This window comes from Micromonospora rubida, from assembly GCF_009908295.1.
In the GTDB taxonomy this organism is placed as follows: Bacteria; Actinomycetota; Actinomycetes; order Mycobacteriales; family Micromonosporaceae; genus Micromonospora; species Micromonospora rubida.
The window spans coordinates 58,421-84,233 of record NZ_JAAALO010000007.1 but is presented as its reverse complement, the minus strand read 5'-3'; the positions used below and the strand labels follow the sequence as shown (position 1 = coordinate 84,233).

The following is a 25,813-nucleotide window of genomic DNA, read 5'->3' as shown; positions in this document are numbered from 1 at the left end:
GCCGGTCAACGACTGCCCGGCATGAGCGGCAGGACCATCCCCGCCCGCTTGACGGAACGTAGGGCAACGGCGATGTCCGCGTGTTGCAGGCCGGGTAGCTGGCCTATGGTGCCGGACAGGAACTCGTAGAGCGCGGCGTCATTCTCCAGCGCGACCTCGCCGCACAGGTTCCGGTCCCCGGTCGTCGCGGCGATCATGAGGACGGCCGGGTGCGCGGCGAGCAGTTCACCGGCCTGCCCGAGCTGGGTGGGGTTGATGCTGAGGAAGATGAACGCGTTCACCGCGAGACCGACCACGCTGGGCTCGACAACCGTCCGCATGCGCAGGAACCCGGCCGCCATCATCGCCTCGGCCCGCCGCCGTACGGTGGCAGGGCTCGCGCCGCACCGCTCGGCCAGCTGCTGCCAACCCTGGCGGCCATCGGCGGCGAGGCTGCCGACGATCATCTCGTCGAGCGGGCTGAGCCGCGGCGGCGCCTCGACGAGTGACTGCTCGTCCCAGCGATCCATCCGTTGCGCCCGTAGCCTGTCGACCACCTCGGCCGGCAGCAGGCTCGGGCTCCAGTTGTGTGGCGTGGCGAACCTGCGGATCACCTGGTTGCTCCAGACGGCGAGAACGCCGTCCAGGCCTGGCAGCTGCTTGAACATGAGCTGGAGCAGGTGCTCGTTGGAGGTGTAGGAAACCTCGGCGAGGCAGTCCACGCTGCCGGTGAGCAGCTTGACCGATCCGCATTCCTCCCACCGGGCCAGGTGCTCGGCCGAACGGCTGGCGGCGTCCGGGCGGCAGCGCAGCCGGACGAACAGCGATCGCGCCCGGCGGGTCGCCTCGCCGTCCATGACGCCGATGACCCGGACCGCTCCGCTGCGGAGCAGCCGCGGGATCCGCCGGGACACGGTCGCCTCCGACGTGAACACCGCCTCGCCGATCTGCGCGTGGGTGGCCCGCGGATGGGAGAGCAGGGCACCGACGATCCGGCGGTCGAGTTCGTCCAAGGATCCGTCGATCCCGTCACCTGAGCGGTTCTTCATACCGGAATCTTGCATCTCGCACCATGATCTTGACAATCTGCCTCGTGCCTCCGGCAGACTCTCGTCCACGGCCAGCACGGGGTTGAGGAGGCAGAAGGTGGCGCATCCGATCAGGCGCTCGAACGCGGCCAGAGGCGTCGCGGCGGGCACGGTCGCACTGCTCGCGGCGGCGGTGCTGCCAGCGGGTACGGCGTCGGCGTCGTCCGACACGGCGAAGAGCCGAACGCGGCCCGCGCAGCACGTGATCATGTTCGATTTCGACGGTTTCGACCCCCGTTTCCTCGACGGCCGCTACGCCGATCTGGCGGAGCTGCCCAACATCCGGGCGCTGATCGAGAACGGCGCCCACGGCGTCGCAGACGGGTCGTACTCGTCGTACTCCAACTCGTCACGGACGACGACGGCGACCGGCGCGTACCCCGCCGTGCACCGCAACACCGGCTACTACTACAACCACGAAACCGGTCGCGGCGTCTCCCAGGAGCGGTACATCGAGCCCGGCGTCGAGACGATCGCCCAGTCGCTGAAGCGGCAGGACCGCACCTCGGCCTACCTCCAGTGGTACGCGGTGCAGAACTACGGGGCCACGTACGGTGACCCCGCCGCGCTGTACACCCAGCCGGGCGGAAACTGCGAGACCCGCGCCGACCAGGCGATCGCGCTGCTGCGTGGCGAGCCCGTCAACTCCGGCGGCACGATGGTCGACCCGGCCGCGATCCCGGACCTGATCACCGTCTACTGCGACGACGTCGACGGCGTGCTGCACGACGGCGGATTCTCCGACCCCGAGCTGCCCGCCGCCCTGGCCCGGGTGGACGCCCAGATCGGGCGGGTCCGCGACGCCGCCCGCGAGGCCGGCATCCTGGACCGGACGGCCTTCCTCGTCACCGCCGACCACGGCGCCCGGGAGTGGACCGTTCCGCTGCTGCCCGAGGTGCTCGACCGGCTGTCCGGGACGGGCCTCACCGTCCAGGTCATCTCCTCCTCGGGCGGCGTGCCGGACCCGGCGAGCGAGATCGTCATCGTGGCCTCGCCCCGTACCGCCGACATCACCCTGAGCGGCAGGGCGGACACCCCGCAGAACGCGCGCCGCATCGCCAGGATCATCAAGGGCATCCCGGGGATCGCGGCCGTCCGTGACCAGCGGGACCTGCGCCGGATGAGCGCCAGCGACAAGCTCGGTGACCTCGTCGTGGAGCCGGTCGAGCCGTACCATCTCTCGACGCTCGCCGACGGCGCCCCGCGCGCCTCGCACGGCGCGCTGCCGGAGGCGCGGGTCCCGATGGTGCTCTCCGGCGCCGGGATCCGTCGCGACGTCCCGCTGCGCAACGTCGGCCTGGTCGACGTGGCCGCCACCATCAGCGCACTCCTCGGCGTGCAGCCGCCGGCCACCTCACAGGGGCACGTCATGCGCGGGGCAGTCGAGCGGTCCTGATCGTCACCACACGCACATCAAGGAAAGGCCCGACATGACCCACCTGACCAGGCGCCGGTTCGCGGCGGCGATCGCCGCCGCGACCGCGCTCACCACCCTCGCCGCCTGCGGCGCATCGGGCGATTCGGAGGCCGAGAAGGCCAAAGAGATCACCTTCTGGACGCCGCAGACGACCCCGCAGCGGGTCGCCGCGCAGGAGAAGGTCGCGGCCCGGTTCACCGAGAAGACCGGCATCGCCGTGAAGGTCGTACCGCTCAGCGAGACCGACCAGAAGCAGTCCCTGGCGACCGGTGCCGCCTCCGGGGACGTACCGGACGTGATGTTGCACGGCGCCACGACCACGGCCGCCTGGCGTTCCCAGGGGCTGCTGAACACGAAGGCCGCCGAGGAGGTCGTCGAGGAGCTCGGCGCCGACACGTTCAACGCGAACGCCCTGAAGGCGTTCAGCCTGGACGGCAAGGTCGGCGCCGTGCCGAGCGACGGCTGGGTGCACCTCCTGGTGTACCGCAAGGACCTCCTCCAGGCCGCCGACGTCAAGGTGCCCGCCAGCCTCGAGGAGGTGGCGAAGGCCGCCACCACGATGAAGGCGACCGGGGTGACCGGCATCGCCCTGGGCACCCAGGCCGGCACCCCGTCCGGCACCGAGGGCATCTACTCCATGTTCCAGAGCGCGGGCTGTCAGCTCGTGCAGGACGGCAACGTCACGATCGACTCCCCCGAGTGCACCCGGGCGGCCGAGCAGTTCAAGGTCCTGCGCGACTCGAGCGCTCAGGGCGACTTCGACGTGACCAGCGCGCGGGCGGCGTACCTCGCCGGCAAGTCCTCGATGCTGCTCTTCTCGACCCACATCCTCGACGAGCTGGCCGGCCTCGACAAGGCCAACCCGACGACGTGCCCGCAGTGCAAGGCCGACCCGGCGTTCCTCTCGAAGAACTCCGGGTTCATCACCGTGCTCGACCAGAGCCATCCGGCGCAGTACGGCGCCACGCTCGGCTACGGCATCCCCGAGGGCGCCAACACGGCCGGGGCGAAGGAGTTCATCAAGTTCATGATGGAGGAGGGCTACTCGGACACGCTCGCCTCGGCGACCGAGGGCCGGATCCCGCTGCGCAACGGGACCAAGGCCGACCCGAACGCCTACCTCGACGCGTGGGGCAAGCTCGGCATCGGGCCCGAGGCCAAGAGCTCCGTCGCCGAGCTGTACGGCCCGGAGATGGTCACCCAGATTCGCGACGGCGTCAACGCCGTGAGCCTGTGGGGCATGGGCACGAAGGACTCGCCCCTGGCCGGGGCGGTCACCGCGGAGAACGTGCTCGCGCAGTTCCTTGAGCGTCTCTACGGCGGGGAGTCGCCCGCACAGGTGACGAAGGGGATGGCCGAGGAGGTCAAGAAGGTCCAGGCCGACCTGTGAGCACGCCGACACGCCGGTCTTCCCGCTGGGAGCGGCTCAGCCGCTCCCAGCGGGAGAACCTGAACGGCCAGCTGCTCACCGGCCCGACTCTGCTGCTGATCGCCCTGGTCGTCCTGCTCCCCTTCCTCCTGGTCCTCGTCTTCGGGTTCTCCGACACGAGACTCATCGACATCCCCCGGTTGTCCCCGTCCACCATCGAGTGGACGTTCGACAACATCGTCGACGCCTGGCAGTCGGACGCGTTCTGGGACGCGCTCTGGACCACCGTCATCTACGCGACCCTGACCACGATCGGGTCCATCGGCGTCGGCCTGCTCCTCGCCCTCGCCCTGCGCCGCCCCTTCCGCGGCCAGGGGATCGTCCGCGCACTGCTGCTGATCCCGTACGTGCTGCCCGTCATCGCGGCGGCCATGATCTGGCGCACGATGCTCAACCCGCAGTACGGCATCGTCAACGCGATCGGCCAGGAGTACCTCGGCTGGCAGAGTCCCGTCGGCTTCCTCAGCACCACCTCGACCGACGTGGCGGGCCTGCCCGTGCCGGTGTCGCTGCTCGTCGTCATCGCCTTCGAGATCTGGAAGTCGTTCCCGCTCGCCTTCCTCTTCGTCACCGCGCGGTTGCAGAACGTGCCGGGCGGGATCGAGGAGGCCTCGGCGCTGGACGGAGCCTCCCGGTGGCAGAACCTGCGCCACATCATCCTTCCCCAACTGCGGGGGGTGCTCCTGCTGTTGCTGCTGATCCGGTTCATCTGGTCGTTCCAGAACTTCAACGACGTCTACCTGTTGACCGAGGGCGCCGGCGGCACCCAGGTCATGGCGATCAAGGTCTACACCGAACTGGTCACCCGGTCCGACATCGGCAGCGCCGCGGCCTACGGACTGCTGATGTCGCTGGTTCTCTGCGTGCTGCTGGCCGGCTACGTCCTGCTCTCCCGGCGGAAGGAGGCATTGTGAGTTCAGCCATGCGGCCCTCGCGCCCCGTCAACGTCCTGCGGTGGACGCTCATCACCGTCGCGCTCGTCTGCGCGGTGGGCCCCGTGCTCTACGGGGTGCTGCTCTCGCTGCGCCCGTACTCCGCGGTGCTGCTGGAACCCCTCGACATCGTCCCCGGCCTCGGCGAGATCGACCTGTCCAGCTACGTCACGGCGATGAAGGACGAGTCGGCGGGTGGCTTCGGGCTCGGCCGGTTCGTGCTCAACTCCCTCCTGGTCGCCCTCGCCACCGTCGCGATATCGATCGTCGCGTGCATCTTCGGGGCGTACGCCGTCGCGCGCCTGCGGTACCGGGGCCGCCGCTTCACGAGCGGGATCATCCTCGCCGTCTACCTGTTCCCGGGCATCGTGCTCGCGGTGCCGAAGTTCGTCATCCTGAGCCGGTTGGGGCTTTCCAGGTCGCTCGTCGGGCTGCTCGTCATCTACGTCGCCGCCACTGTCCCCGTCGCGCTGTACATGATGCGCAACTACTTCCTCGCCCTGCCGGAGAGCGTCGAGGAGGCGGCGCTGCTCGACGGGTGCTCGTTGCCGACGATGCTGCGCAGGGTCGTGCTGCCGATCGCGCTGCCCGGCGTCGTGGCGACCGCCATCTACGTCTTCATGATCGCCTGGAACGAGTACTTCTACGCGTTGCTGTTCCTCGTCCAGGACCGCTCCCGATGGACGGCTCCGCTCGGTCTCGCCCAGCTCACCGACTTCCAGGTGCCGGTGACCGTGCTCCTGGCCGGCTCCATCGCGGTGACCGTGCCCGTCATCGCCATCTTCTTCCTCGCCCAGCGCTTCATGGTCGCCGGCCTGACGGCGGGGGCGGACAAGTGAACACCGAAAGGATGATCGACGTGACAGGCCCTGTGACACCGGGATCGGGTCCAGTGCGACTGCTCGTACTCGGCGCGGGAGGTCGCGGCGCCCACGCGTACGCCCAGTGGTGCCTGGAGCGCCCCGAGGCGGCCCGGGTCGTCGCGGTCGCCGAACCCGACGCGGAGCGCCGCGACCGGCTGGGTGACGCGCACGCCATCCCGGCGGCCCAACGGTTCACCGACTGGCCGCAGGCTCTGTCGGCGCGTGGGCCGTGGGACGCCGTCATCGTCGCGACGCCGGACCGTGATCACGTCGATCCCACCCTCCGCGCCCTCGAACTGGGCCACCACGTCCTGCTCGAGAAGCCCATCGCGCCGACGGCCGAGGAGCTGCACAGGCTGACGGCCGCGGCTCGCGACAGCCCCGGCACGGTGACCGTGGCCCACGTGCTGCGCTACACCCCGTTCTTCCGCACCCTGCGCCGTCTGCTCGACGAGGGCCGGATCGGCGAGCTACAGGGCATCTCGCACATCGAGAACATCGCGTACTGGCACTTCGCGCACAGCTACGTACGCGGCAACTGGCACCGTGCCGACCAGTCGAACCCCATGCTGCTGGCGAAGGCGTGCCACGACATCGACATCCTCCGGTGGCTGGTCGGGGAGCCGTGCACGGCGGTCGCCTCCTTCGGCGAACGCCGCCACTTCCGGGCCGAGCACGCCCCGAAGGGGTCGACCGAACGCTGCGTCGACGGCTGCGCGGTCGCCGACACCTGCCCCTACAACGCCGAACGCCTGTACGTCGACCAGCTCGCCGCCGTCAACGGGCCGCCCGTCACGGTCGTCACGAACGACACGAGCGTGGCCGGCCGCCGACGCGCCCTGCGGGTGACCGACTACGGGCGGTGCGTCTACCGGATGGACAACGACGTCGTCGACCACCAGACGGCGGCACTGCGGTTCGGCAACGGCGTCACGGCGTCGCTGGTGGTCTCGGCGTTCACCGCGTGGAACACCCGGACGATCACGTTGATGGGCAGCCATGGGCAGATCACCGCGGACATGCGCACGGGCCGGATCAACCTGACGCCCTTCGTCGAGACGCCACCCAGCGTGGAGGCCCACCAGACCGACGAGACATTCCAGGCCGACGAGACGTTCCAGGTCGGCGCCGGTGACCAAGGGGACGTCAACGATGTCACCGAGGCCTTCACCGGACACGGGGGCGGCGACGCCGGGCTGATGAAGGACTTCACCGAGCGCGTCCGGCGCGCGCTGGCCGGTGAGGACGTCGAGGCGGCGCCGAGCTCGTTGGAGGAGAGCGTGGAGAGCCACTTCGTCGCCTTCGCCGCCGAGCGGTCGCGGCTGAACCACACCCTTGAGGAGCTGTGACAGTGGACGAGGTTCGCGCTCTCGTGGCTCGCGTCGCCGGCACCGCCGACGACGTGCGGGTGGAGGGGGTTCCCGCCGGCGGGGACGCCGCCGCCGCCGGATACGAGTGCCGCGACGGCGTCCTCACCCTGCGCGGCTCGGACGCCGTCGCCGCGGCGTCCGCGTTCTCGCAGTACCTCAAGGCCCACGCCGGCCGTCAGGTGACCTGGGACCAGCCGCGGCTCGACCCCCGGCCGCAGCCGTGGCCGGACGCGCCCCCGACCCGGCTGACCAGCCCGTTCCCGGTCCGCTACTACCTCAACGCCGTAACCTACGGCTACTCGGCGGCGTACTGGGACTGGGACCGCTGGGAGCAGGAGATCGACTGGATGGCGCTGCACGGCGTCACCCACCCGCTCATGCAGGTCGGCCACGAGGCGGTGCTGGCGGAGATGTTCCGGCGTGCCGGGCTCGACGCGGCCCGGATCGACGAGTGGATCGGCAGCGCGGCGCACTTCCCGTGGACGTGGATGGGCAACATGAACTCGTTCGGCGGGCCGCTGCCGGCGAGCTGGATCGAGCGCCGCGTCGAGCTGGCGCGGCGGATCCTGGAGCGGCAACGCTCGCTGGGCATGACACCGATCCTGCCGATGTTCGGCGGGCACGTGCCGCCGGAGCTGGCAGACCCGTCGGCCGGCGAGATCGAGTGGCAGGGTTGGCACACCCGGCTCCTCGCCCCGGACAGCGAGCGGTTCGCGCGGTTGACCGGTGAGTTCATGAGCATCCAGCGTGAGCTGTTCGGCACCGACCATCACTACGCCGTCGACCCGTTCACCGAGTCGGTGCCGCCGTCCGACGATCCCGACTATCTGGCGTCGGTCGGCGGGGCGGTCCATCGGGCGATGTCGGCCGGCGACCCGGAGGCGACCTGGGTGCTCGCCGGATGGCCGTTCCACTACCAGCGCGACTTCTGGAGGCCGGAGCGCGTGCGCGCGTTCCTCTCCGGCGTCCCGGAGGAGCGGCTCATCCTGCTCGACCTGTGGGGCGAGCACGCACCCATGTGGCGCCGCGACGGCATGTTCGAGCGGCGCTGGGTCTGGTGCGCGATCCACAACTTCGGCGGTCGCTTCGCTCTCTTCGGCGACCTGAGCGGCCTGCGGCGCGACGTCGACGAGCTGAGGCGCACGCGGCCGTCCCGGCTCGCCGGCATCGGGCTCGCGCCGGAGGCGATCGAGAACAACGCGGTCTTCTACGAGCTGGCCACCGACCTCGCCTGGGACGTTCCGCAGCTCGGCGACTGGCTGCGCTCGTTCGCACGGCAGCGCTACGCGGCCGGGCATGCCGACTTCGCTACGGCCTGGCAGATCCTGGCCGACACGCTGTACGCGCCCGGACGTACCCGATCCATCCCGTCTCCGGTCATCGCCCGGCCGTGGTCGGCCGAAACGCCGTTCGCCGCCCAGCGCCTCGCCGGCGAGTTCGTCCCGCAGGACGAGGAGCCCCAGCGGCAGTCGGCGAACATCGACGCCGAGAACGACCCGACGGTGCTCGGCGGCCTTCCCCGGATCGCCGAGGCCGCGCGGTTGCTCCTCGGCCGGGCGACGGAGGCGGGGGTCCGGGGCCAGACCGAGCGGGACGTCGTCGATCTGGTCGGCCACGTGGTGGCGCAGGGGTGCCGGGTCCACATCCGCGGCATCGTGGCGGCCTTCGCCGAGCGCGACGGAGACGCGGTCCTGGGCCACTTCGCCCGGTTCAGGATGGCTCTGCTCGACCTCGACGAACTCGCCGGCACGCGCGCCGACTCCCGGGTCGGCCGGTGGATCGCCGACGCCCGCGCGTGGGGCGGGTCGCCGGCTGAGGCCGACGTCATGGAGCGGGACGCCCGCAGTCTCATCTCCGTCTGGGGACACCAGACGAGCGGACTGCACGACTACTCCGGACGGCACTGGGCGGGCCTCATCCGGGACTACTACCTGCCCCGTTGGGAGTTGTGGGCGAACTGGCTGGCCGGGGCTGCGACGGCCGGGCAGGAGCCGGACGTCGACCTCCTGCGGGCCCCCGTCGTCGAGCACGAGGAGTCCTGGCGGGGGGCGATCGGGGGCTACCTCGCCGCCCCGGAGGGGAACACCCTCGACGTGGCGGCCCGCATCCTCGACCGACTCGGACACTGATCGATGGTGATGTTCCCCGGGTGGGTCCAGGCGGTCGCCCGCCAAGCAGCCCACCCCCACCAGAGGGACGCAGGCCGCAGTCCCCCCGGCCTCCACGCCACCTCGGGCCATTGATTCGTGTGGTAGGAAAGGTGCGCGGGACCGACGGCCAAGGAGGATCTGGTGCGGATCGAGTACCTGTCCGACCACGGTGGCCAGCAGTTGCGCCAGGCCGAACAGCAACTGCACAGCGCCCAGTCCCATCTGGTCGCCTGGGCCGCCGCCGACGCCCAGGCCGCCGGTGAGCTGCGGGCCGCTCGGCGGGCGAAGCCGCTGTGGAAGCGCCTGCTGTCCGTGCCGACCCCCGAGGAGAACGACGCGCAACGGCGCAGCACGCAGGCCCGGCAGCAGGCGTTCCAAGCACAGCATGGCGTGCAGCAGATCGGACACGTCGTACGGCAGCGGGCCGCCGGGGTGAGAGGCGAGGACGCTCTCGCCTGGGGACTGTCCGGCCTGTCCGACGAGTGGGTCATGCTGCGCGGCTACCGCAACCGGCGCGGCGAGACCGACCACGTCCTCGTCGGACCGCACGGGGTGTGGGCCGTCGAGGTGAAGCTGCGCCGGGTTCGGCTGCACGCCGACGGGGACGTCTGGTCGTTCGAGAAGCTCGACCGCTGGGGGAACGTCGTGGAGACCGGGGCGGCCATCGACGGTGGGGGGCGAAGTTGGGCTCGCCAGGTCAACGACGTGGCCGGGGACCTGGCGGCCTGGCTCAGCCGCAACCATCATCGGGTGCCGGTCCGCAGCGCGGTGATGCTCATGCACGAAGGGGCGCAGATCGGCCGCTGCGACAACCTCACCGTCGACGTCGTCGCGACCCAGCCCGAGTACCTCGTACAGGAGATGTGGCAGCGCTCGTCACCGCTGAGCCTCGACGCCGGCGCGGAGATCGTCGCGCTGATCCGCCGCGATCACCACTTTCACCAGAACCGGCGGCGTAGACGCTCCTCCTGACACCGGCCCCGTGGGTGTCAGGATCTGTTTCCGACCCGTCCGTGGCCTGGCGTACCCCACGCGGCCGGCGGCACCGCACGACGGCCCTCACCTGCGCCTCCTCCGGGCGGTGACGCCCGCCGATACCCCGGCGACGAGCACCACGCCGACCACCAGTGCCGCCGCCAGGGTGGGCGCCCACAGCGGCGCCACCCGCAGCGTCCACCCGCCCAGCACGGCGCCGCCGAGCAGTCCCAGCAGCCGGCTGACCCCGCCCGCTCCCGCCGCGAACCGGTGCGGATCGAGCACCACGCTGCGGACCACCTTGGTCAGCGAGCCGGTCAGGTACGTCGTCGACGCGCCCCGCACCCCGGAGCTGATGGTGACCACGCTCTGCATCCCACTGGCCGTCGCGGCGGCGAGGAGCAGCGCCAGCCCGCCGGCGTACCCGGGACGCGCTCCGGTGCCCGCCCAGCCGCCCGCCACGCCGACCAGCAGCACCGCCTCGGCCACCGCGACGGCCCCGGTGCGGCGGCCCCACCCCGGTTTGGCCCGCCGCAGGCACGCGGTGGCGCCGGCCACCCCGAGCGCGTAACCGCCCACCGCCGCCGCCCCACTCGCCAACAACCCGGCATCCGCCGTGGCGATCGCCTGCCCGGACTGCACCAGGTTTCCGGTGATCACGCTCGCGAAGAAGCCATTGAGCCGGGTCAGACAGAACACGTCGAGGCAGCCGGACGCGACGGTCAGCACCACCAACAGCCGGACCACCAACCGCCTGGGCAGGACCGACCCATCGGATTCGTCCCCATCGCCGGGTCCGGTCAACCCCGGCCCCGGATGCCACCCATACGACTGCTCTCCCCGGCCCGTGTCACTGACTGCGCGAAGCGCTTCTTCCCGCTACCCCGCCGTCCATGCCGCCGGCCGAGGACTTATGGGCCCGTGGACCAGGACGGGACCGGCGGTCGACGAGTCGGGCGTGGTCAGCGGGCCGAGAAGGCGGAACCGGACGGGTCACCGGTCTCCGGCCGGGCCAGGCAGTGCACGAGCCAGACGTCGGTGCCGGTGAGCTGGATCGGCCACGCCTCGCGTACCCAGCCGGTGGTGGTCCGGCCGCCGCTGCGCGCGGCCATGACCGACGCCGAGCAGGCGGCGCCGACGTCGGCGCGGGCCATCAACTCGTCCTGGGGGACATCGACCGCGTCGGCGGGCAGGTACGTCGCCGCGAAGGTCTCCCAGGCGTGTTCGGCCGTGCAGTCGACCCGGCGGGGCGGCATGGCGTTGCCGCTGATCGAGGTCAGCCCTCGCCAGCAGAGCGGGCGGGTGGGGCAGAACGCCGCACCGCAGGACGTGAACCCGGCCTGCCGGGCGGCGTCGTCCGTCGGGGCGGTGCTCGGCTGCTGCGGCCCGGTGCCGGACGCCGGCCCGTCGCCACGGCCGAGGCCGGCCCGCCAGACCGCAGCTCCGCCGACCAGCACGATCGCCAGCAGCGCGGCGACCAGCGGCCACCGCCGGCGCGCCGCCCGTGGGCCGCCGGCGGAAACCGGTGGCGCTGTGCCGGGCCAGGCCGGTCCCGCCGGGGACGGCACCGCGACGCCCGGCGAGGCCACTGCCGACGGCGGCCGATGCCCACCCGGCGCGGACCAGCCGTCTGCGGCGGACCCGGCGGCGGCGGCAGACCCGGCGGCGGCGGACCGGGCGGCGGCCGCCAGATCGGCGGCGCAGGCCCAGCGGCCGGCCGGGTCGGTGGCCAGGGCACGCCCGACGACGGCAAGCACCGGGCGGGGCAGGTCAGCGTCGAGGGGACGCGGTGCGAACTGCACCCGTTGCAGGGCCATCGCGTACGGGCTGTCCCCGGCGAACGGGCGGTGCCCGGCGAGACACTCGTAGGCGGTGAGCCCGAGGGCGTAGACGTCGCTGAGAGCGGTGGCGGGCTGCCCGAGCACCTGCTCCGGCGAGAGGTAGGAGGGGGTGCCCAGGACCGCGCCGGAGACGGTGAGGTGGGTGCCGTCCCAGGTCCGCGAGATCCCGAAGTCGGTGATCAGCACCGACCCGTTCCGGCGGATCAGCAGGTTGGCCGGCTTGACGTCCCGGTGCACGATCCCGCAGTCGTGCACGGCCTGCAGGCCGTCGGCCGCCTGGGCGATCAGCCGCATGACCTCCTCGGGGGCCAGCCGACCGGACCGGCGCAGCACCCCGGCGAGGGACTCGCCGTCGACGAACTCCATCACCAGGAAGGTGACGCCGTCGCTGCGTCCGTAGTCGTGGATCGACGCCACGGCGGGGTGGTTCACACTGGCCATGGCCTTCGCCTCGGCCAGGAAGCGACGGGCGAAGTCCGGCTCGTCGGCCACCTCCGGGAGCATGGCCTTCACCGCGACGACCCGGCCGAGCACCTCGTCGACCGCCCGCCACACCTCGCCCATGCCGCCGGCGCCGATCCGGGTGTCCAGGCGGTAACGGCCGCCGAGCCTCAGGCCGGAGTGCAGCATTCGTCTCACCCGTCCGCGCGTCGGATCTCCCCGGCTCGGCCCGGGGTCGCGCCATCATGCCACGCCGCGCCGGCCTTTCCGCCCGCCGTCCGGGCCCGGGCGTCGGTCCCGCCACCGGGACCGGGCCGTCCGCCACCGATCGCCGCGACGTCGCAGCTCAAGCGCCGGATTCCAGAGCGGGACAGGACTTGTCACGGGTCCGGGCGAGGTGTACAACTACAAGCGGTTAGGTACATACCTAACCGGTTGTCGGTATGCAACAGTGGGAGGTTTGGCGTGGACCGCCTCAGGATCGGTGTGGTAGGTATCGGAGCACCCCCGGCAGCCCGGTCTACATCACCCCGACCGAGGCCGACGTGACGGCGCTGACCGAAGCCGGTGCCCGGATCGTGGCCGCCGACGCGACCGGACGGCCCCGCCCCGGTGGGGAGAAGCTGGCCGATCTGGTCGCGGCGACCCACGCCGGCGGCGCGCTGTTCATGGCCGACGTGGACACTCTGGACGCCGCACTCGCCGCGGTCGACGCCGGAGCCGACCTGGTCGGTACGACGCTGGCCGGCTACACCACCGGCACAGACGTACCGGACGACCCGGACATCGCGCTGGCCGGCGCGATCAGCCGGCGTTGTCCGATTCCGGTTATCGGAGAGGGACGGTACCGTACCCCTGCCCAGGTCGCGGCAGCCTTCGATGAGGGCGCGTGGGCCGTCGTCGTCGGCACCGCGATCTCCGACCCGGTCAACACCACACGTCGGTTCGCGTACGCCTGCCCGCATTCCCCCGTGGAGTCTTGATGACCACCAAACTGAGCCAGACCCGCACCGAGCTGCGGCGCCGGGTCGCCGAGCTGACGGCCCACGCGGCCCTGCCCAGGGAGCGGGACCTCGCCGAGGAACTGGGCGTGAGCCGGACGACGCTGCGCCAGGCCCTGCGCGAACTGCTCGACGACGGGTTGATCTACACCATCCGGGGCCAGGGCACCTTCGCCTCCGACACCCGGATCGCCAAGGGCGCCAGCCTCAGTGGATTCACCGAGGACATGCGGGCCCGGGGGCTGGCTCCGAGCAGCAGGATGATCGAGACGGACGCGGTGGTCGCCAGGGAAGCCCTGGCCGTCGAGCTAGGCCTGCCCGAGGGCTCCCTGCTCTACCGGGTGGAGCGGCTGCGGATGGCCGACGGCGCGCCGATGTGCCTGGAGGAGGTGCACCTGCCCGCCGATCTCTTCCCCGGACTGCTGGTCGAGAACCTCGACGGGGCGCTCTACGAGACCATGCGGGACCGGTACCAGGTCCAGGTGACCGTGGCCCAGCAGAGGATCGCCGCCGTCGTGCCCAACCAGCGGCAGTGCAAGCTGCTGGAGATCCCGCCCGCCTCGGCGCTGCTGGAGGTGCGGCGGATCGGCTTCGACAGTCGCGGCCGGGCGGTGGAGCGGGCGGTCTCGCTCTACCGCGGCGACCGGTACCACTTCGCGCTGACCGCACGACGAGGGGACACCGGCTGATGGGCCGCACCGGACGGACCAACGAGGTGTACACCGACGTGCTGGTCGTCGGCGGCGGGGTGGGTGGCGTCGCCGCCGCGCTGGCCGCCTGCGAGGGCGGGGCCCGGGTGGCGGTCATCGAGCCGTACGCGTGGATCGGCGGTCAGCTCACCTCGCAGGCGGTGCCCCCGGACGAGCACCGCTGGATCGAGACCCACGGCTCCACCGCCAGCTACCGCCGGTTCCGGCAGGGCGTGCGGTCGTACTACCAGGACTGGTACGCCCTGGCCCCGGCCCGGGCCGGTGGACTGCTCAACCCGGGTAACGGCTGGGTCAGCGCGCTCTGCCACGAGCCGCGCGCCGCGCTGGCGGTGCTGCGCGCGATGCTCGCCCCCTGGCGCGCTTCCGGCCGGCTGGTCGTGCACACCCAGGCCACCCTGCTCAGCGCGACGACCGACGGCGACACCGTGACCGGGGTGGCTGTCCGCCTGGCCGACGGCTCGGTACAGCACATCGGCGCCCGGCAGGTGCTGGAGGCGAGCGAGACCGGCGAGCTGCTCGCCCTCGCCGGAATCGAGCACCGGACCGGGCCCCTGCGGCTGGCTGGTCGGCCGGCAGCAGGGGCCAGGCGGCGGCTATCCACGCCGCCGCCGGGAGCCCTCAGCCGGCCTCCGGGGCGCCGGTCTCGGTCAGGTGCCCGTCGGCCAGCCTCAACCAGCGGGTCACCCCGATCTCGGTCAGGAAACGCTCGTCGTGGCTGACCACCACGAAGGCGCCCTGGTACGCGACGAGCGCGCTTTCCAGCTGGCCCACGCTGACCAGATCCAGGTTGTTGGTGGGTTCGTCGAGAAGCAGTAGCTGGGGCGCGGGTTCGGCGAACAGGATGCAGGCGAGCGTCGCCCGCAGGCGCTCGCCCCCGGAGAGCACGCGTACCGGCAGGTGGACGCGGGAGCCGCGGAACAGGAACCGGGCGAGCAGGTTCATCCGGTCGGCGTCTGGCAGGGCCGGCGCGAACACGGCGAGGTTCTCGGCGACCGTGCGGGCGGGGTCCAGCAGGTCGAGCCGCTGGGACAGGTACGCGACGCGGCCGTCGGCTCGGGCGGCGACGCCGGACACCGGTGTCTGGTCGCCGCTGACCAGCCGGAGGAGGGTGGACTTGCCCGCACCGTTGGCGCCGGTCAGGGCGATGCGTTCCGGGCCCCGGATGGTCAGGTCGACGCCCTCGCCGGCGAAGACCGGGCGGCCGTCGTACCCGGCCCGCAGGTGTTCGCCCTGGAAGACGGTGCGCCCGGCCGGCACGTTGGTGCCGGGCAGCTCGATCGCGATCCGGTCGTCCTGCCGGGCGGCACGGCTCGCCTGGTCCAGGCGGGCCTGGGCGTCGCCGACCCGGTCCGCGTGGGTCTCGTTCGACCGGGCCGCCGAGACCTGGGCATCACGCTTCAGCCCGCCGGCGACGATCCGGGCCAGGCCGGCGTTGGACAGGTTGCGGGACGCGTTCGATGCCCGGCGGGCGGCGCGCTCCCGGGCCTGTTGCATGTCCCGCTTCTGCCGCTTGAGGTCCTGCTCGGCGCTGCGCACCTGGCGTTCGACTGCCTCGCGCCGGCCGCGTACGGCCTGCTCGTAGTCGGTGTACGTGCCGCCGTACCACTCGATCTCGCCGTGCTCCAGGGCGGCGACGCGGTCCACCTCGTCCAGCAGCGCCCGGTCGTGGCTGACGACCAGGAGGCAGCCGGTCCACGCGCGCAGCACGGCGGTCAGCCGATCCCGCGCCTCGCTGTCGAGGTTGTTCGTCGGCTCGTCCAGCAGGAGCACGTCCGGACGCTTGAGAAGCTGGGCGGCCAGGCCCAGGGACACCACCTGGCCGCCGCTGAGAGTGCCCAGCTTCCGGTCCAGGGTGAGATCGCCGAGGCCGAGCCGGTCCAGCTCGGCGCGGGTGCGCTCCTCGACGTCCCACTCGTTGCCGACTGTCGTGAAGTGCTCCTCACTCGCGTCGCCGGCCTCGATGGCGTGCAGCGCGGCGATGATCTGGTCGACGCCGAGGAGCTGGGCGACGCTCTGCTCGCCACTGAAGGGCAGGTGCTGGGGCAGGTAGCCGAGCGTGCCCCGCACCGTGACGGATCCGGTGGTCGGGCGCAGTTCCCCGGCGATCAGCCGCAGCAGTGTGCTCTTCCCCGTGCCGTTGGCCGCCACCAGGCCGGTGCGGCCACCGGGCACGGAGAAGGAGAGGTCGCTGAACACCGGGGTGTCGTCCGGCCAGGCGAAGGACAGGGCGGAGCAGACGATGTAACCGTTGGACATGGTGAGATCCTCGGAAAGCGTGATCCGGGCGCGCACAGACGGGCACCCGGCGGGAAACAGGGACGACGAGATGGCCGCGGCGACAGCGCGATCAAGCGTCTGTCGGCGGCCGGTCCGGGATCTCACCCGGAGATGTCGTCGTCACCTGCCACGTTCACTCCGTTCTCCGGCAACTCGGGCAAGCCTAACGCGCGGTCGCTGCCGCGACCATCCTGGCGGGCTGTGCCCCCATGATTGCCGTCACGCTTCATCCAGGCAAAGATCCATGGATGCCTACGAGCGTATCCACTGACCGGCTCCACGACCTACGGACCCGCACGGCCGAGATGTTGGGGCAACTCGGCCGTCTGGTCTCGGTCGAGACGCCGTCCAACGACCTGTCGGCCTGCCGGGCCGGGGCGGAGACGGTGTCCGGCATCGCCGAGGAGATCATCGGCGGGCCTGCGGAATCCGTCGAGGTCGACGGACGGGCCCACCTGCGGTGGCGCTGGCCCGCCGCGCCGGGCCAGCCGACCGTCGCCCTGATCGGCCACTACGACACCGTCTGGCCGCTGGGCACCCTGGAACGCTGGCCGTTCACCCTGGACGACGCGGCCGGGACCGCCACCGGCCCCGGCTGCTTCGACATGAAGGCCGGGATCGTGCAGCTCTTCCACGCCGTGGCGGCGCTGCCGGATCGCGCCGGGCTGGAGATCCTGCTGACCTGCGACGAGGAGATCGGCTCTCCCACCAGCCGGAAGCTCGTGCAGGAGACGGCCCACCGCTGCGACGCCGCTCTCATCCTCGAACCGTCCGTCGACGGAGCGGTGAAGACGAGTCGCAAGGGAATCGGCCGGTACCGCTTCGACGTGCACGGACGCGCGGCCCACGCCGGGCTGGACCCGGAGCTCGGCCGCAACGCGCTGACCGTGCTGGGTCGCCTGCTGCTCGACGTCGGAGAACTCGCCCGGCCGGACCTCGGCACGATCGTCACGCCGACCATGGCCGGTGGCGGCACCGCCGGCAACGTGGTGCCCGCGCACGCCTGGCTGGGGGTCGACGTCCGGGTCGCCGTCGAGTGCGAGGCGGAGCGCGTGGACGGGGAACTGCGCTCCCTCAAGCCCATCCTGCCCGACGTGTTCGTCGTCCTCGCCGGTGGGGCGAGCCGGCCGCCGCTGCCGGCGTCCTCCACCGCGGCCCTGTTCGCGAGGGCTGCGGCCCTCGCGCCGGCGCTGGGCCTCGGCCCGTTGCGGGGCGCCGACGTGGGCGGCGGGTCGGACGGCAACTTCACCGCGGCGGTGGGCTGTCCCACGCTCGACGGTCTCGGCGCTGTTGGGGACGGCGCGCACTCCGAAGGCGAGTACGTCGTCGTGGCGGCCATGCCGGAGCGGGCGGCGTTGGTGGCGGAACTGATCGAGGACATCCGCCGAAACCAGGACGGCGGTCCACAGGATCGCTGACGCGGTGTCTGGGCGCGGCGGCGGGCAGCTCGCCGCCGCGGCCAACCGGGGCGACCACCAGGCCGTCGTGCGGCACATGCCCCCGGAGCAGCACCAGATCGTGCCCCCGGAGTAACTCACCACCCACTTTCCCGGGTACGTGGTCGACTGCGAGGTTCGGCGGGTGCGAATCGTTCGGGACCGGTCCCGGCTTCGGGGATCCGGCAAGCTCGGCAAGGTTGTGATCCGGCTCGTCGACCGGGAGGGCCCCGGCACCGATCACGTCTTCCTGCTGGTGAAGCAGGGGCGCGGCGGGGGCTCACCCGATGTCGACCACCCGCGCCCAGTCGGGCGGCGTGTCCGACACGTGGTCGGGGCTGTCCTCGTCCCATGACCGGGCCCGCCGCCGCCGGGGAAACAGGCCCACCACCGTCCGGCACGGCGGCCGGGAGTCCGGCCAGGGTGTCTGCCCATCGGTCAGCACCACGATGACGTCCGGCTGGGGGCGTGACCGGAGCACCTTCGTGAACCCGCTGCGCAGGTCAGTTCCCCCGCCGCCCAGCAGCGGGATTCCCTCGGCGCGGCACAGCGGGTGCACGGCCCTGGCCGCCGCGTCGCACGACACCACGCTGACCAGGTCGCGCCGGCCGCCAACGGCGCGGACGATCGCCGCGATCTCGAGGAGAACGCTGCCCAGCTCGGCATCGCTGACCGACCCGGAGGTGTCGATGATCACGGAGACCCGGGGCGGCCTACGCCGCAGGCCCGGCAGGACGACCCCGGGCAGGCTCGCGGCTCGTCGGGACGACCGGCCGTAGGTGTAGTCCCCACCCGCGCCGACGCTGGAGACAGCCGACCGGACCGCCGCCCCCAGCAGGTCCCTCCACGGCTGGGGCGGGTGAAAGGCCTCCTCCGCCCACCGCCGCCACCCCCGTGGGACGCTCCCCGGGCGGCCGGTGATGCCCTGCGCGACCCGGAACCTGACCGCGTCGCACTCCTGGTCGGTGAGCCCGTACGCGCCGTCTGCCCCCAGGTCCCACTGCCGCTCCAGCCCGTCGGCGCCGCTGCCGCAGTCCAGCCAGACCAGGCTCTGCGGGTACGACCCGAGCCGGAACATGCGCAGGTAGTCCTCCATCAGCTCCCCCTCGGGCAGCCCCAGAAGCCCCGGTTCGACAGCGCCTTCGGGCCGAGCCAGTCCGTCCCCGAACACGTCGTCGTTGATCTCGCAGTCCGCGGCGATGTTCATCCGGAGCCGTTCTCCCGGCCCGGTCAGTCCCCGCTGCGCCGCGACCCGGTCGCTGCGTCCGTGATGGTCGCGCAGCAGGTGGGAGACCTCGTGCACCCACACTCCCGCCAGTTCCTCCAGCGGGGTCCGGTCCACGAACGCCGGCGAGACGTAGCACCGCCAGTGCCGGTCCACGGCCATCGTCGGCACCAGCCGCGACGGCACGGGGTGCAGGGCGAACAGCGCCGTCGCCAGGTAGGGCCGGACCCGGGCGGCGTGCAGCCGGGCGGCGAAGAGCTTCTCGCGATCCAGTGAGCCCGGTGAGGCCAGTGAGCCCGGCAAGGCCGGCAAGGCCGGCGAGCCCGGCACGCCCGGGGTCACTGCCGGGCCCCTGCGGAGGCCGCGATCCGCGCTGCGGCCCGGTCGGCCGCCCGGCTCACCGACACCACCCCGGCGAGCCTGTCGATCGCGGCAGGAACGTCCCAGTCAGCCTGGCGCAGCGCGGCGAGTGTGGTCGCGGGGACGACCACCAGGTCCGGGGCCCCGGTTTCCATCGCCCGCACCAGGACGGTCCACGCCGCGTCCCAGCGCGACCGGTCCGGACGTTGCCGGACCGCCTCCACCACCGCGTCGAGCACGGTCTGGCGCAGGTCGCCTCGCTCGGGCAGGTCCGCCCCCTCCGGGTCGGCCAGCAGCGCTTCGGGGTCCGGCAGGTCCATCCTGTCCAGGCTGGCCAGCAACTCCAGCCCCGGGCCGTCCCCCACGGCCCCCCTGACCAGCATGGACAGCACCTCACGCGAGGTGCCGGCCGCGGTGGCGAAGGCGACCAGGCGCAGGGTCATCTCCCAGGTACGGGGCGACGGCCAGGCGCCGCCCCGGCGGGCTTCGGTGTTGGGCAGCCGGTGCACGAGCGCGGGGCGGGCGGTGAGGAGTCCGCACACCGCGCGGCGGGCGAACGCCACGGCCTCGGGCAACCGGCTCGGGTCGAGCTGAGGCAGCGGTGCCGTGGCCCAGGTCCCGCCGAGGCCACGTACGACGACCTGGTGGTCGTAGGCCCATTGCAGATGGACGAACCGGTTCGCCAGGGGTGGGCTGAGTTCCCAGCCGTCGGCCGCCGAGGATCGCGGGTTGGCGGCGGCCACGATCCGGACCTCGGGCGGCAGCCGCAGGGCACCGACCCGCCGTTCGAGCACGAGGCGCAGCAGGGCGGCCTGGACGGCCGGCGGGGCGGTGGACAACTCGTCGAGGAACAGCAGGCCCCGGCCGGCCCGCACCAGACGCACCGCCCAGTCCGGTGGGGCCATCGGGACGCCCTGTGTCGCGGGGTCGTCGCCGACGACGGGCAGGCCGGAGAAGTCGGACGGTTCGTGCACGCTGGCGATCACTGTGGTCAGCGGCAGGTCAAGGGATGCGGCGAGCTGTGTCAGGGCCGCGGTCTTGCCGATGCCGGGTTCTCCCCACAGCAGCACCGGCAGGTCGGCGGCCACGGCCAGGGTCAGGGCCTCCAACTGCGCGTTGGGGCGCGGTTCGGTGCCGGTGACGTGCAGGAGGACGAGGAGGTCGGCGGCGACGTCGAGTTGAGGGGCGTGGGTCGGGCCACCGGGTGCACCCGTGGCGGCGGACGGGGACGAAAGGGAGGTAAGCATGATCGATCACCTGTCGGTTCGTGGAGGGCCGGAGAGGGACGTGCCGGGGAACGGGCGGGCGGGCCTGCGGGCAGGAGCGGGCTCGCTGCTCAGCCGGCCACGGCGTGGCGCGGGTGTGCCCGATGGTGGCGGGGGCGGTGCCCTGGTGGGCGGTTGGCCGGACCGGGCCCGGAGCCGGCGAGGCCGGTCCGGAACAGGCCGTACGCGATCCGTCGCAGCGCCGCCGTCTCCAGCTCTTCCCGGAGGGCGCCGTCGCGTAGCAGCGCACCCGGCCCGAGGAGGCCCTCGACGGCGGCCAGGGCGCCGGCGGTGTCGCCGTGGTCCAGGTGCGCGCGGACGGTGTCGAGAGACTCCGGGTTGCGGTGCGCCTCGTCGATCGCCCGCAGACACGGCATCGGCGTGCCGGTCAGTGCGGCCAGCAGTTCTTCGCGGCGGATCTCGGTCGGATCGTGGTCCAGCGGTACGAGGATCCCATCCACGAGGCCGATCCGGTGCTGGGCGCCCCGGCACTCGACCAGGCGCGGAACGGCCCCGTCGCTCCCTGGCCGGCCGGCGCCGGCGGCCTGGTGGTCGGGGACGAGCGCCGATGCGACAAGGGGGTGCAGGTCATCGGCCTCGACCAGGCCGGCGCGCAGCAACGTCAGGTCGGGTAGCACCCACGTCGCCGCGTCCGGCAGCACCGGCATCGGGGTGGCGCAGCCGTGGGCGGCGGTCGCGACGATCCGGAGGGCGGGCTGCCCGGTGGCGTCCCCGTTCGTCGGGAGGTTCAGTACCAGTCGGCGTCGGGCTCCGAGCCGGACGGCGACGGGGCCAGGGGGCCTACCCTCGGCGCGGAGCAGCAGCTCGGCCTCGGCCGCCCAACGGTGCACGGCACAGCCGTGCTCCTGCGGCATACCCAGGTCCGTCTCGACCCGCACCGCCTCCAGCGGGCCAGCCGTGGGTGGCCGGTCGGCACCGGACCGCACCCGCAGCTCACCGGCCCTGCGGGTGTCCCAGAGGTGGCGGTGCAGGTCGAGACGGAACCGCCGGTCGGGACGGGGATGCGGATGCGGGCCACGGCGGGCCTCGGACCGGAGGCCGTCCCACAGGGTGAGGCTGATCCGCTGGCCGGCCTCCGCCCAGGCCGGCGGGGTCCGGGCCACCAGGTGGACGGCCCTGCCGTCCTCGGGTCCGGCCGGGTGGTACCGGGCCAGGGAGATCGTCAGGCCGGGGCGCAGCAGTCCGTTCGGAGCGACCCTCGGCAGGTGCCAGCGAAGCAGGTCAGGTGCCAGCCGGCGGAGGTCGGCACGGACCCTGGCGGCGAGTTCGTGACCGTGGGTGCGAGCAACGGCCCGCAGGCTCAGGTCGACGTCCACGCGGGCGGCGGCGCACGCCCCCGCCCAGTCCCCCGCGACACGACGGGCGGTCGCAGACTTGATCATGGAGGGCGGCACGGCGAACTTGCGGACGCGCAGCCAGCAGGAGAGACGGGAATTCCCGTTCGCAGCCAAGGAGTGCATCAGCACTCACCTTGTGCGAACCGGGCCCCCGATCTGAAGAAGGAGGTATTCATCGCGGGCAGCATACAGCTCTTCGCGTCCGGCGGACACGCAGATTCGGCGCGACCGGGGCGGGACGCTCGACAGCCGGATTCCCGGCCTCGCCCCTCGGGTCGATACGCAGGGCACCTGCTCGTCAGTGGCGGTCGGCGTACGCCCGGACCTTGGCCCGGTTGCCGCAGACGGCCATGGTGCACCAGCGCCGCCGGCCCCGGGGGTCGAGGAACAGCCACCCGCAGTCGGCCCCGGGGCAGGCGCGGACGTGGGCCCGCGCCGGCGTGCAGAGCAGGTCCGCGGCGGACCGCGCGCACGTGAGCAGCGGCAGGTCGAGGGGGTTGTCCGGGGAGAGCGTCCAGGAAGCGACGCCGTCGACGCCTGCCGTCAGAAGTGCGGCGGCGGCGGCACGTCGGGCCTGGGCTGCGACGGCGCGGAACGCCCCGGCGTCGCCCGGGTCGAGGACGAGGGTACGCAGGGAGGCCCGGAAGGACCGCGCCGCGGCCAGGGCCCGCTCGGCCTCGGCGGGCTCCCGACGCGCGGCGGCACGCAGCCGCCGCACGGTGGGCACGTCGAGCAGCGAGGCGTGCCCGGCCCAGGTGGCGAGGTGGTCGTAGCCGCGCAGCCATTCCCGGTGCGGGCCGGGGGGATGGCCCCAGCCCGCCCAGGTGTTGCAGAGCTCCAGCCCTGGGTGACCGGCGAGCAGCACTGGCATCCGGAGGCCGTCGACATCGGTCCAATGCACGACACCAGTATGCCTTGACCGACCGTCCACTAACCAGACATTGTCAACACACCGGTTAGCCCTACAAGAATGGTTAGGTGAGGCATGTTGCTGTCCAAGATCGCGTCCCCGGTCCTACGGGTCGCGCTGATGCTGGTCGCGGTGGCGGCGGCCACCCCCGTGCCCGCCGCGGCAGCCGGCACCGACAGTTCCGCCCAACGGACGCGCCTGCCCGAGCCCTGGCGGCCCTGGACGCAGGAGGAGTGGACCGCTCCGGCCGGCCGGTACTGCGCGTTTCCGCTGCGGGTCCAGGTGGTCTCGCAGGACGTCCGGGTCCGGGTGGTCGACCGGTATCCCGACGGGGCCGTCAGGCGAGAGGAGTTCGCCGGTCCGCTCGTGGTCGACTTCGTCGACGTCGCCACGGGACGGATGACGCGCCGGGACGCGGGCGGGTCCGGCGCGGCCGACTACCGCCCGGACGGCGGGTGGCTGCGGTACACCATCGTCGGCCCCGCGGGCTTCGGGTTCCGGGCCGGGGACCACTATCCGCAGGGCTACTACCTGCTCGACGGGCTGCACGTCATCACGTTCGACGCCGCCGGAACCCGCCGGATGGCGGTCGCCGTCGGCAAGCAGGACAACGTCTGCCAGACGCTCGCCGGCCCGGCCTGACCGGCCCGATCAGGTGGACGGCGAGGTGGTCCCGGCGATCGTGGCGGGCCCGGCCGGGGCTGGTCCGGCCGCCGGGACCGGGCCCCGGTGGCGGATCGTGGCGTGGGCGGTGTTGACCGGCACCAGCGGGCTGACCGCCGCCTCCGTGGTGGCCTGGTGCGTGGCGGCTCCGCCCTGGCACCCGTGGATGCTCTACACGCTGGTGGACCTGGTGGTCGGCGCGGTCTACGGAGTGGTCGCCTGGCTGACCCTGCTGCGCCGCGCCCACCTGGCCGCCTGGATCATGGCCGCTGCGGGCGTCGGCGGGTCGCTGTCGGCGGCGGCGGCCTGCTGGGGCATGGTGGTGTACCGCTGGCCCGACCTGTGGATGACCGGCCAGCTCGCCAGCGTCGCGTACTGGGCCTGGGTGCCCGGCTTCTACGCCCTCGTCGTGTTGCTGCCCTGGCTCCTGCCGGTACGGCCGCTCGACCGGAGCACCCGGGTCGCCGTCGGCGCCGGCGTCGTCCTCATCGTGGTCGCGCAGGCGTGCGCCCTCACCCTGCCCGGCGGCCTGCACGCGGTTCCGCTCACCGACGACACCCTGCTCGCGGCCCGCGCGGCGGTCGACCCCTGGCTGGAGCCCGCGCTCGTCGTGCTCGGCGTCGCCGCCGCCGTCGGCGTGCTGGCCCGTCGCCGTACCCTGCCGCGGCAGCAGCGGCACGGCCTCGGTTGGCTCGCCATCGGCACCCTGCTGCTGGCGGCGGCCTTCCTGCCGCTCGCGCTGGACCCGGCCTTCCACGTCGCCGTCCCGGTGCCGTTCGCCCCACTGCTCATGCTCGGCGCCCAGGCCTTCTTCCCCGCCTCCGTGCTGGTCGTGGCGCTGCGTCAGCGGCTGTGGGGCCTGGAGCTGTCCATCCGCCGGACACTGGTCTGGGCGTTGATGACCGCGCTGGTGATCGGCGCGTACGTCATGGGTGTGCTGCTGCTCGACATGGTCACTCCGGCGACCTCGGCGGTGCCCGAGGCCGTGGTGACCGCGCTACTCGCCGCCGGGTTCCAGCCCGCGCGTGCGTGGGTGCAACGCCGGGTGGACCGGCTGGTGCACGGCGACGACGGGCCGCGCCTGATCCGGCAGGTCGCCGACCGGCTACGCGCGGCGGAGCGCAGCACCCGGATGCTCGACGCGGTGGCGGACGGCATCGCCGACTCGTTGCGGCTGGCAGCGGCCACGATAACCCTCACGGGAGCCCGGCCGGTGCCGCCGCGCCGCGCCCCGGCCTGGGACGGGCCGTCGGCGCGCGGGCCGGCCCTCGTGGTGCGTCTGGACAGCGGGAACCGGCCGGTGGGAGAGCTGCGGGCCTGGCCCCGCCCCGGCGAGCGGCTCGACGGGCGGACCGCCGCGCTGCTGCACGACCTCGCGCCGGTCGTCACCGCGCTCGCCCAGCTCGCCCTCGCCCAGCGCGACCTGGACCGCTCCCGGGTGCGGCTGGCGCAGAGCAGGGACGAGGAGCGCCGCAAGCTGCGCCGCGACCTGCACGACGACCTAGGGCCGGCGATCAGCGGAGTCGGGCTCGCGCTCACCGCGGGCCGCAACATGCTGCGCCCGCACCGCTACCTGCCCGAGATCGCGGCAGCCGACGACCTCCTCGGGCGGCTCGTCGCCGAGATGGACCGCCAGGCGGCGGGAGTCCGGGAGATCGCCCGGGACCTCGTGCCGCCGCCGCTGGAGGGCGGCGGGCTGCGGCCGGCGCTGCACCGGCTGCGGGAACGTTCCGCCGACGCCGGGTTGACGGTGCTGGTGCGGGCGCCCGACGTGGAGCTTCCCGACACCGTGGCGACGGCGGTGTACGGCATCGTGGGCGAGGCCGTGCGCAACGTGCGCCGGCACGCCGGTGTGGACCGGTGCGCCATCGACGTCTCCCTGGGACCGGGCAGCCTGGTCGTGTGCGTCACGGACGAGGGGGTGGGCATCCCCGCCCCGCTGGTCGCCGGCGTCGGCACCGCGTCGATGCGGGAACGCGCGGAGGGCATCGGGGCCGCGCTCACCATCGTGCGGGCGAATCCCGCCCACACCCGCCCCGGCACCACCGTCCAACTGGTGCTGCCCGTCCCGGCGCTCGTGGCCCGCTGAGTCATCCCCGGCGTGCAGGCGTCCCCTCGGGGGT

21 protein-coding genes are annotated in these 25,813 nt (G+C 72.9%); 13 read left to right on the top strand and 8 right to left on the bottom strand.

What is annotated here, in order from left to right; genetic code table 11:
- Window positions 1-5: 5 nt before the first annotated feature.
- Window positions 6-1,028, bottom strand: coding sequence for an Lrp/AsnC family transcriptional regulator (locus GVV04_RS24175; RefSeq protein ID WP_161690761.1), 1,023 nt, complete (start codon window positions 1,026-1,028; stop codon window positions 6-8).
- A gap of 97 nt (window positions 1,029-1,125) precedes the next feature.
- Between GVV04_RS24175 and GVV04_RS24170 the strand changes: the two genes are divergently transcribed.
- The 7 genes from GVV04_RS24170 to GVV04_RS34070 all read left to right on the top strand — a co-directional run bounded on the left by GVV04_RS24170 (window position 1,126) and on the right by GVV04_RS34070 (window position 10,200).
- Window positions 1,126-2,463, top strand: a complete 1,338-nt coding sequence (locus GVV04_RS24170; protein ID WP_161690759.1) for an alkaline phosphatase family protein — start codon at window positions 1,126-1,128, stop codon at window positions 2,461-2,463.
- Between the two features lie 34 nt (window positions 2,464-2,497).
- The gene (locus tag GVV04_RS24165; RefSeq protein WP_161690757.1) at window positions 2,498-3,874 is read left to right on the top strand and encodes an ABC transporter substrate-binding protein; all 1,377 of its coding nucleotides are present in this window, start codon (window positions 2,498-2,500) and stop codon (window positions 3,872-3,874) included.
- Window positions 3,871-4,827 carry a carbohydrate ABC transporter permease gene (locus GVV04_RS24160; RefSeq protein ID WP_161690755.1) on the top strand — a complete coding sequence of 319 codons (957 nt, stop codon included), beginning with the start codon at window positions 3,871-3,873 and terminating at the stop codon, window positions 4,825-4,827. The genes GVV04_RS24165 and GVV04_RS24160 overlap by 4 nt, the downstream gene beginning before the upstream one ends.
- The gene (locus GVV04_RS24155; RefSeq protein WP_201754076.1) at window positions 4,824-5,684 is read left to right on the top strand and encodes a carbohydrate ABC transporter permease; all 861 of its coding nucleotides are present in this window, start codon (window positions 4,824-4,826) and stop codon (window positions 5,682-5,684) included. The genes GVV04_RS24160 and GVV04_RS24155 overlap by 4 nt, the downstream gene beginning before the upstream one ends.
- A 53-nt stretch (window positions 5,685-5,737) precedes the next feature.
- A complete protein-coding gene (locus GVV04_RS24150; protein WP_201754075.1) occupies window positions 5,738-7,057 on the top strand; it encodes a Gfo/Idh/MocA family protein in 1,320 nt (439 codons plus the stop codon).
- A 2-nt stretch (window positions 7,058-7,059) separates the two neighbouring features.
- The gene (locus GVV04_RS24145; protein WP_161690751.1) at window positions 7,060-9,207 is read left to right on the top strand and encodes an alpha-N-acetylglucosaminidase; all 2,148 of its coding nucleotides are present in this window, start codon (window positions 7,060-7,062) and stop codon (window positions 9,205-9,207) included.
- A gap of 162 nt (window positions 9,208-9,369) precedes the next feature.
- Complete coding sequence (locus GVV04_RS34070) at window positions 9,370-10,200, top strand: nuclease-related domain-containing protein (RefSeq protein WP_161690749.1); 831 nt, start codon at window positions 9,370-9,372, stop codon at window positions 10,198-10,200.
- 87 nt (window positions 10,201-10,287) lie between these two features.
- On the opposite strand, the gene GVV04_RS24135 is transcribed toward GVV04_RS34070, so the two are convergent.
- Both GVV04_RS24135 and GVV04_RS34065 read right to left on the bottom strand, forming a co-directional pair.
- Complete coding sequence (locus GVV04_RS24135) at window positions 10,288-11,007, bottom strand: YoaK family protein (protein ID WP_161690747.1); 720 nt, start codon at window positions 11,005-11,007, stop codon at window positions 10,288-10,290.
- A gap of 158 nt (window positions 11,008-11,165) precedes the next feature.
- Window positions 11,166-12,674 carry a serine/threonine-protein kinase gene (locus GVV04_RS34065; protein ID WP_161690745.1) on the bottom strand — a complete coding sequence of 503 codons (1,509 nt, stop codon included), beginning with the start codon at window positions 12,672-12,674 and terminating at the stop codon, window positions 11,166-11,168.
- Window positions 12,675-12,928: 254 nt separating this feature from the next.
- On the opposite strand from GVV04_RS34065, the gene GVV04_RS24125 reads away from it, so the two are divergent.
- The 3 genes from GVV04_RS24125 to GVV04_RS24115 are packed head-to-tail and all read left to right on the top strand — an operon-like array spanning window position 12,929 to window position 14,915.
- Window positions 12,929-13,468 (top strand): beta/alpha barrel domain-containing protein, encoded by a 540-nt coding sequence (locus tag GVV04_RS24125; RefSeq protein WP_161690743.1) that lies wholly within the window; start codon window positions 12,929-12,931, stop codon window positions 13,466-13,468.
- Window positions 13,468-14,175 carry a GntR family transcriptional regulator gene (locus GVV04_RS24120; protein WP_161690741.1) on the top strand — a complete coding sequence of 236 codons (708 nt, stop codon included), beginning with the start codon at window positions 13,468-13,470 and terminating at the stop codon, window positions 14,173-14,175. The genes GVV04_RS24125 and GVV04_RS24120 overlap by 1 nt, the downstream gene beginning before the upstream one ends.
- Window positions 14,175-14,915: an FAD-dependent oxidoreductase gene (locus GVV04_RS24115; RefSeq protein ID WP_161690739.1), complete on the top strand. Its 741-nt coding sequence runs from the start codon at window positions 14,175-14,177 to the stop codon at window positions 14,913-14,915. The genes GVV04_RS24120 and GVV04_RS24115 overlap by 1 nt, the downstream gene beginning before the upstream one ends.
- Here the strand turns inward: GVV04_RS24115 and abc-f are convergent.
- The gene (gene abc-f / locus GVV04_RS24110) at window positions 14,815-16,452 is read right to left on the bottom strand and encodes a ribosomal protection-like ABC-F family protein (protein ID WP_161690738.1); all 1,638 of its coding nucleotides are present in this window, start codon (window positions 16,450-16,452) and stop codon (window positions 14,815-14,817) included. The two genes, GVV04_RS24115 and abc-f, sit on opposite strands and share 101 nt — an antisense overlap.
- Window positions 16,453-16,721: 269 nt before the next feature.
- Between abc-f and GVV04_RS24105 the strand changes: the two genes are divergently transcribed.
- The gene (locus GVV04_RS24105; RefSeq protein WP_161690736.1) at window positions 16,722-17,891 is read left to right on the top strand and encodes a M20/M25/M40 family metallo-hydrolase; all 1,170 of its coding nucleotides are present in this window, start codon (window positions 16,722-16,724) and stop codon (window positions 17,889-17,891) included.
- A gap of 298 nt (window positions 17,892-18,189) precedes the next feature.
- Here GVV04_RS24105 and GVV04_RS24100 read toward each other — a convergent pair whose 3' ends face one another.
- The 4 genes from GVV04_RS24100 to GVV04_RS24085 form a co-directional block, all read right to left on the bottom strand.
- The gene (locus tag GVV04_RS24100) at window positions 18,190-19,437 is read right to left on the bottom strand and encodes a vWA domain-containing protein (RefSeq protein ID WP_235966830.1); all 1,248 of its coding nucleotides are present in this window, start codon (window positions 19,435-19,437) and stop codon (window positions 18,190-18,192) included.
- Window positions 19,438-19,472: 35 nt separating this feature from the next.
- On the bottom strand, window positions 19,473-20,741 hold the full coding sequence (locus GVV04_RS24095) for an AAA family ATPase (RefSeq protein ID WP_161690734.1): 1,269 nt from the start codon (window positions 20,739-20,741) through the stop codon (window positions 19,473-19,475).
- Between the two features lie 89 nt (window positions 20,742-20,830).
- Window positions 20,831-22,240 (bottom strand): hypothetical protein, encoded by a 1,410-nt coding sequence (locus GVV04_RS24090; protein WP_161690732.1) that lies wholly within the window; start codon window positions 22,238-22,240, stop codon window positions 20,831-20,833.
- Window positions 22,241-22,415: 175 nt separating this feature from the next.
- A complete protein-coding gene (locus tag GVV04_RS24085; protein WP_161690730.1) occupies window positions 22,416-23,018 on the bottom strand; it encodes a CGNR zinc finger domain-containing protein in 603 nt (200 codons plus the stop codon).
- Window positions 23,019-23,102: 84 nt separating this feature from the next.
- On the opposite strand from GVV04_RS24085, the gene GVV04_RS24080 reads away from it, so the two are divergent.
- Both GVV04_RS24080 and GVV04_RS34510 read left to right on the top strand, forming a co-directional pair.
- Window positions 23,103-23,669 carry a hypothetical protein gene (locus GVV04_RS24080; protein WP_161690728.1) on the top strand — a complete coding sequence of 189 codons (567 nt, stop codon included), beginning with the start codon at window positions 23,103-23,105 and terminating at the stop codon, window positions 23,667-23,669.
- Window positions 23,670-23,694: 25 nt separating this feature from the next.
- Window positions 23,695-25,779 carry a sensor histidine kinase gene (locus GVV04_RS34510; protein ID WP_161690726.1) on the top strand — a complete coding sequence of 695 codons (2,085 nt, stop codon included), beginning with the start codon at window positions 23,695-23,697 and terminating at the stop codon, window positions 25,777-25,779.
- Window positions 25,780-25,813 lie beyond the last annotated feature (34 nt).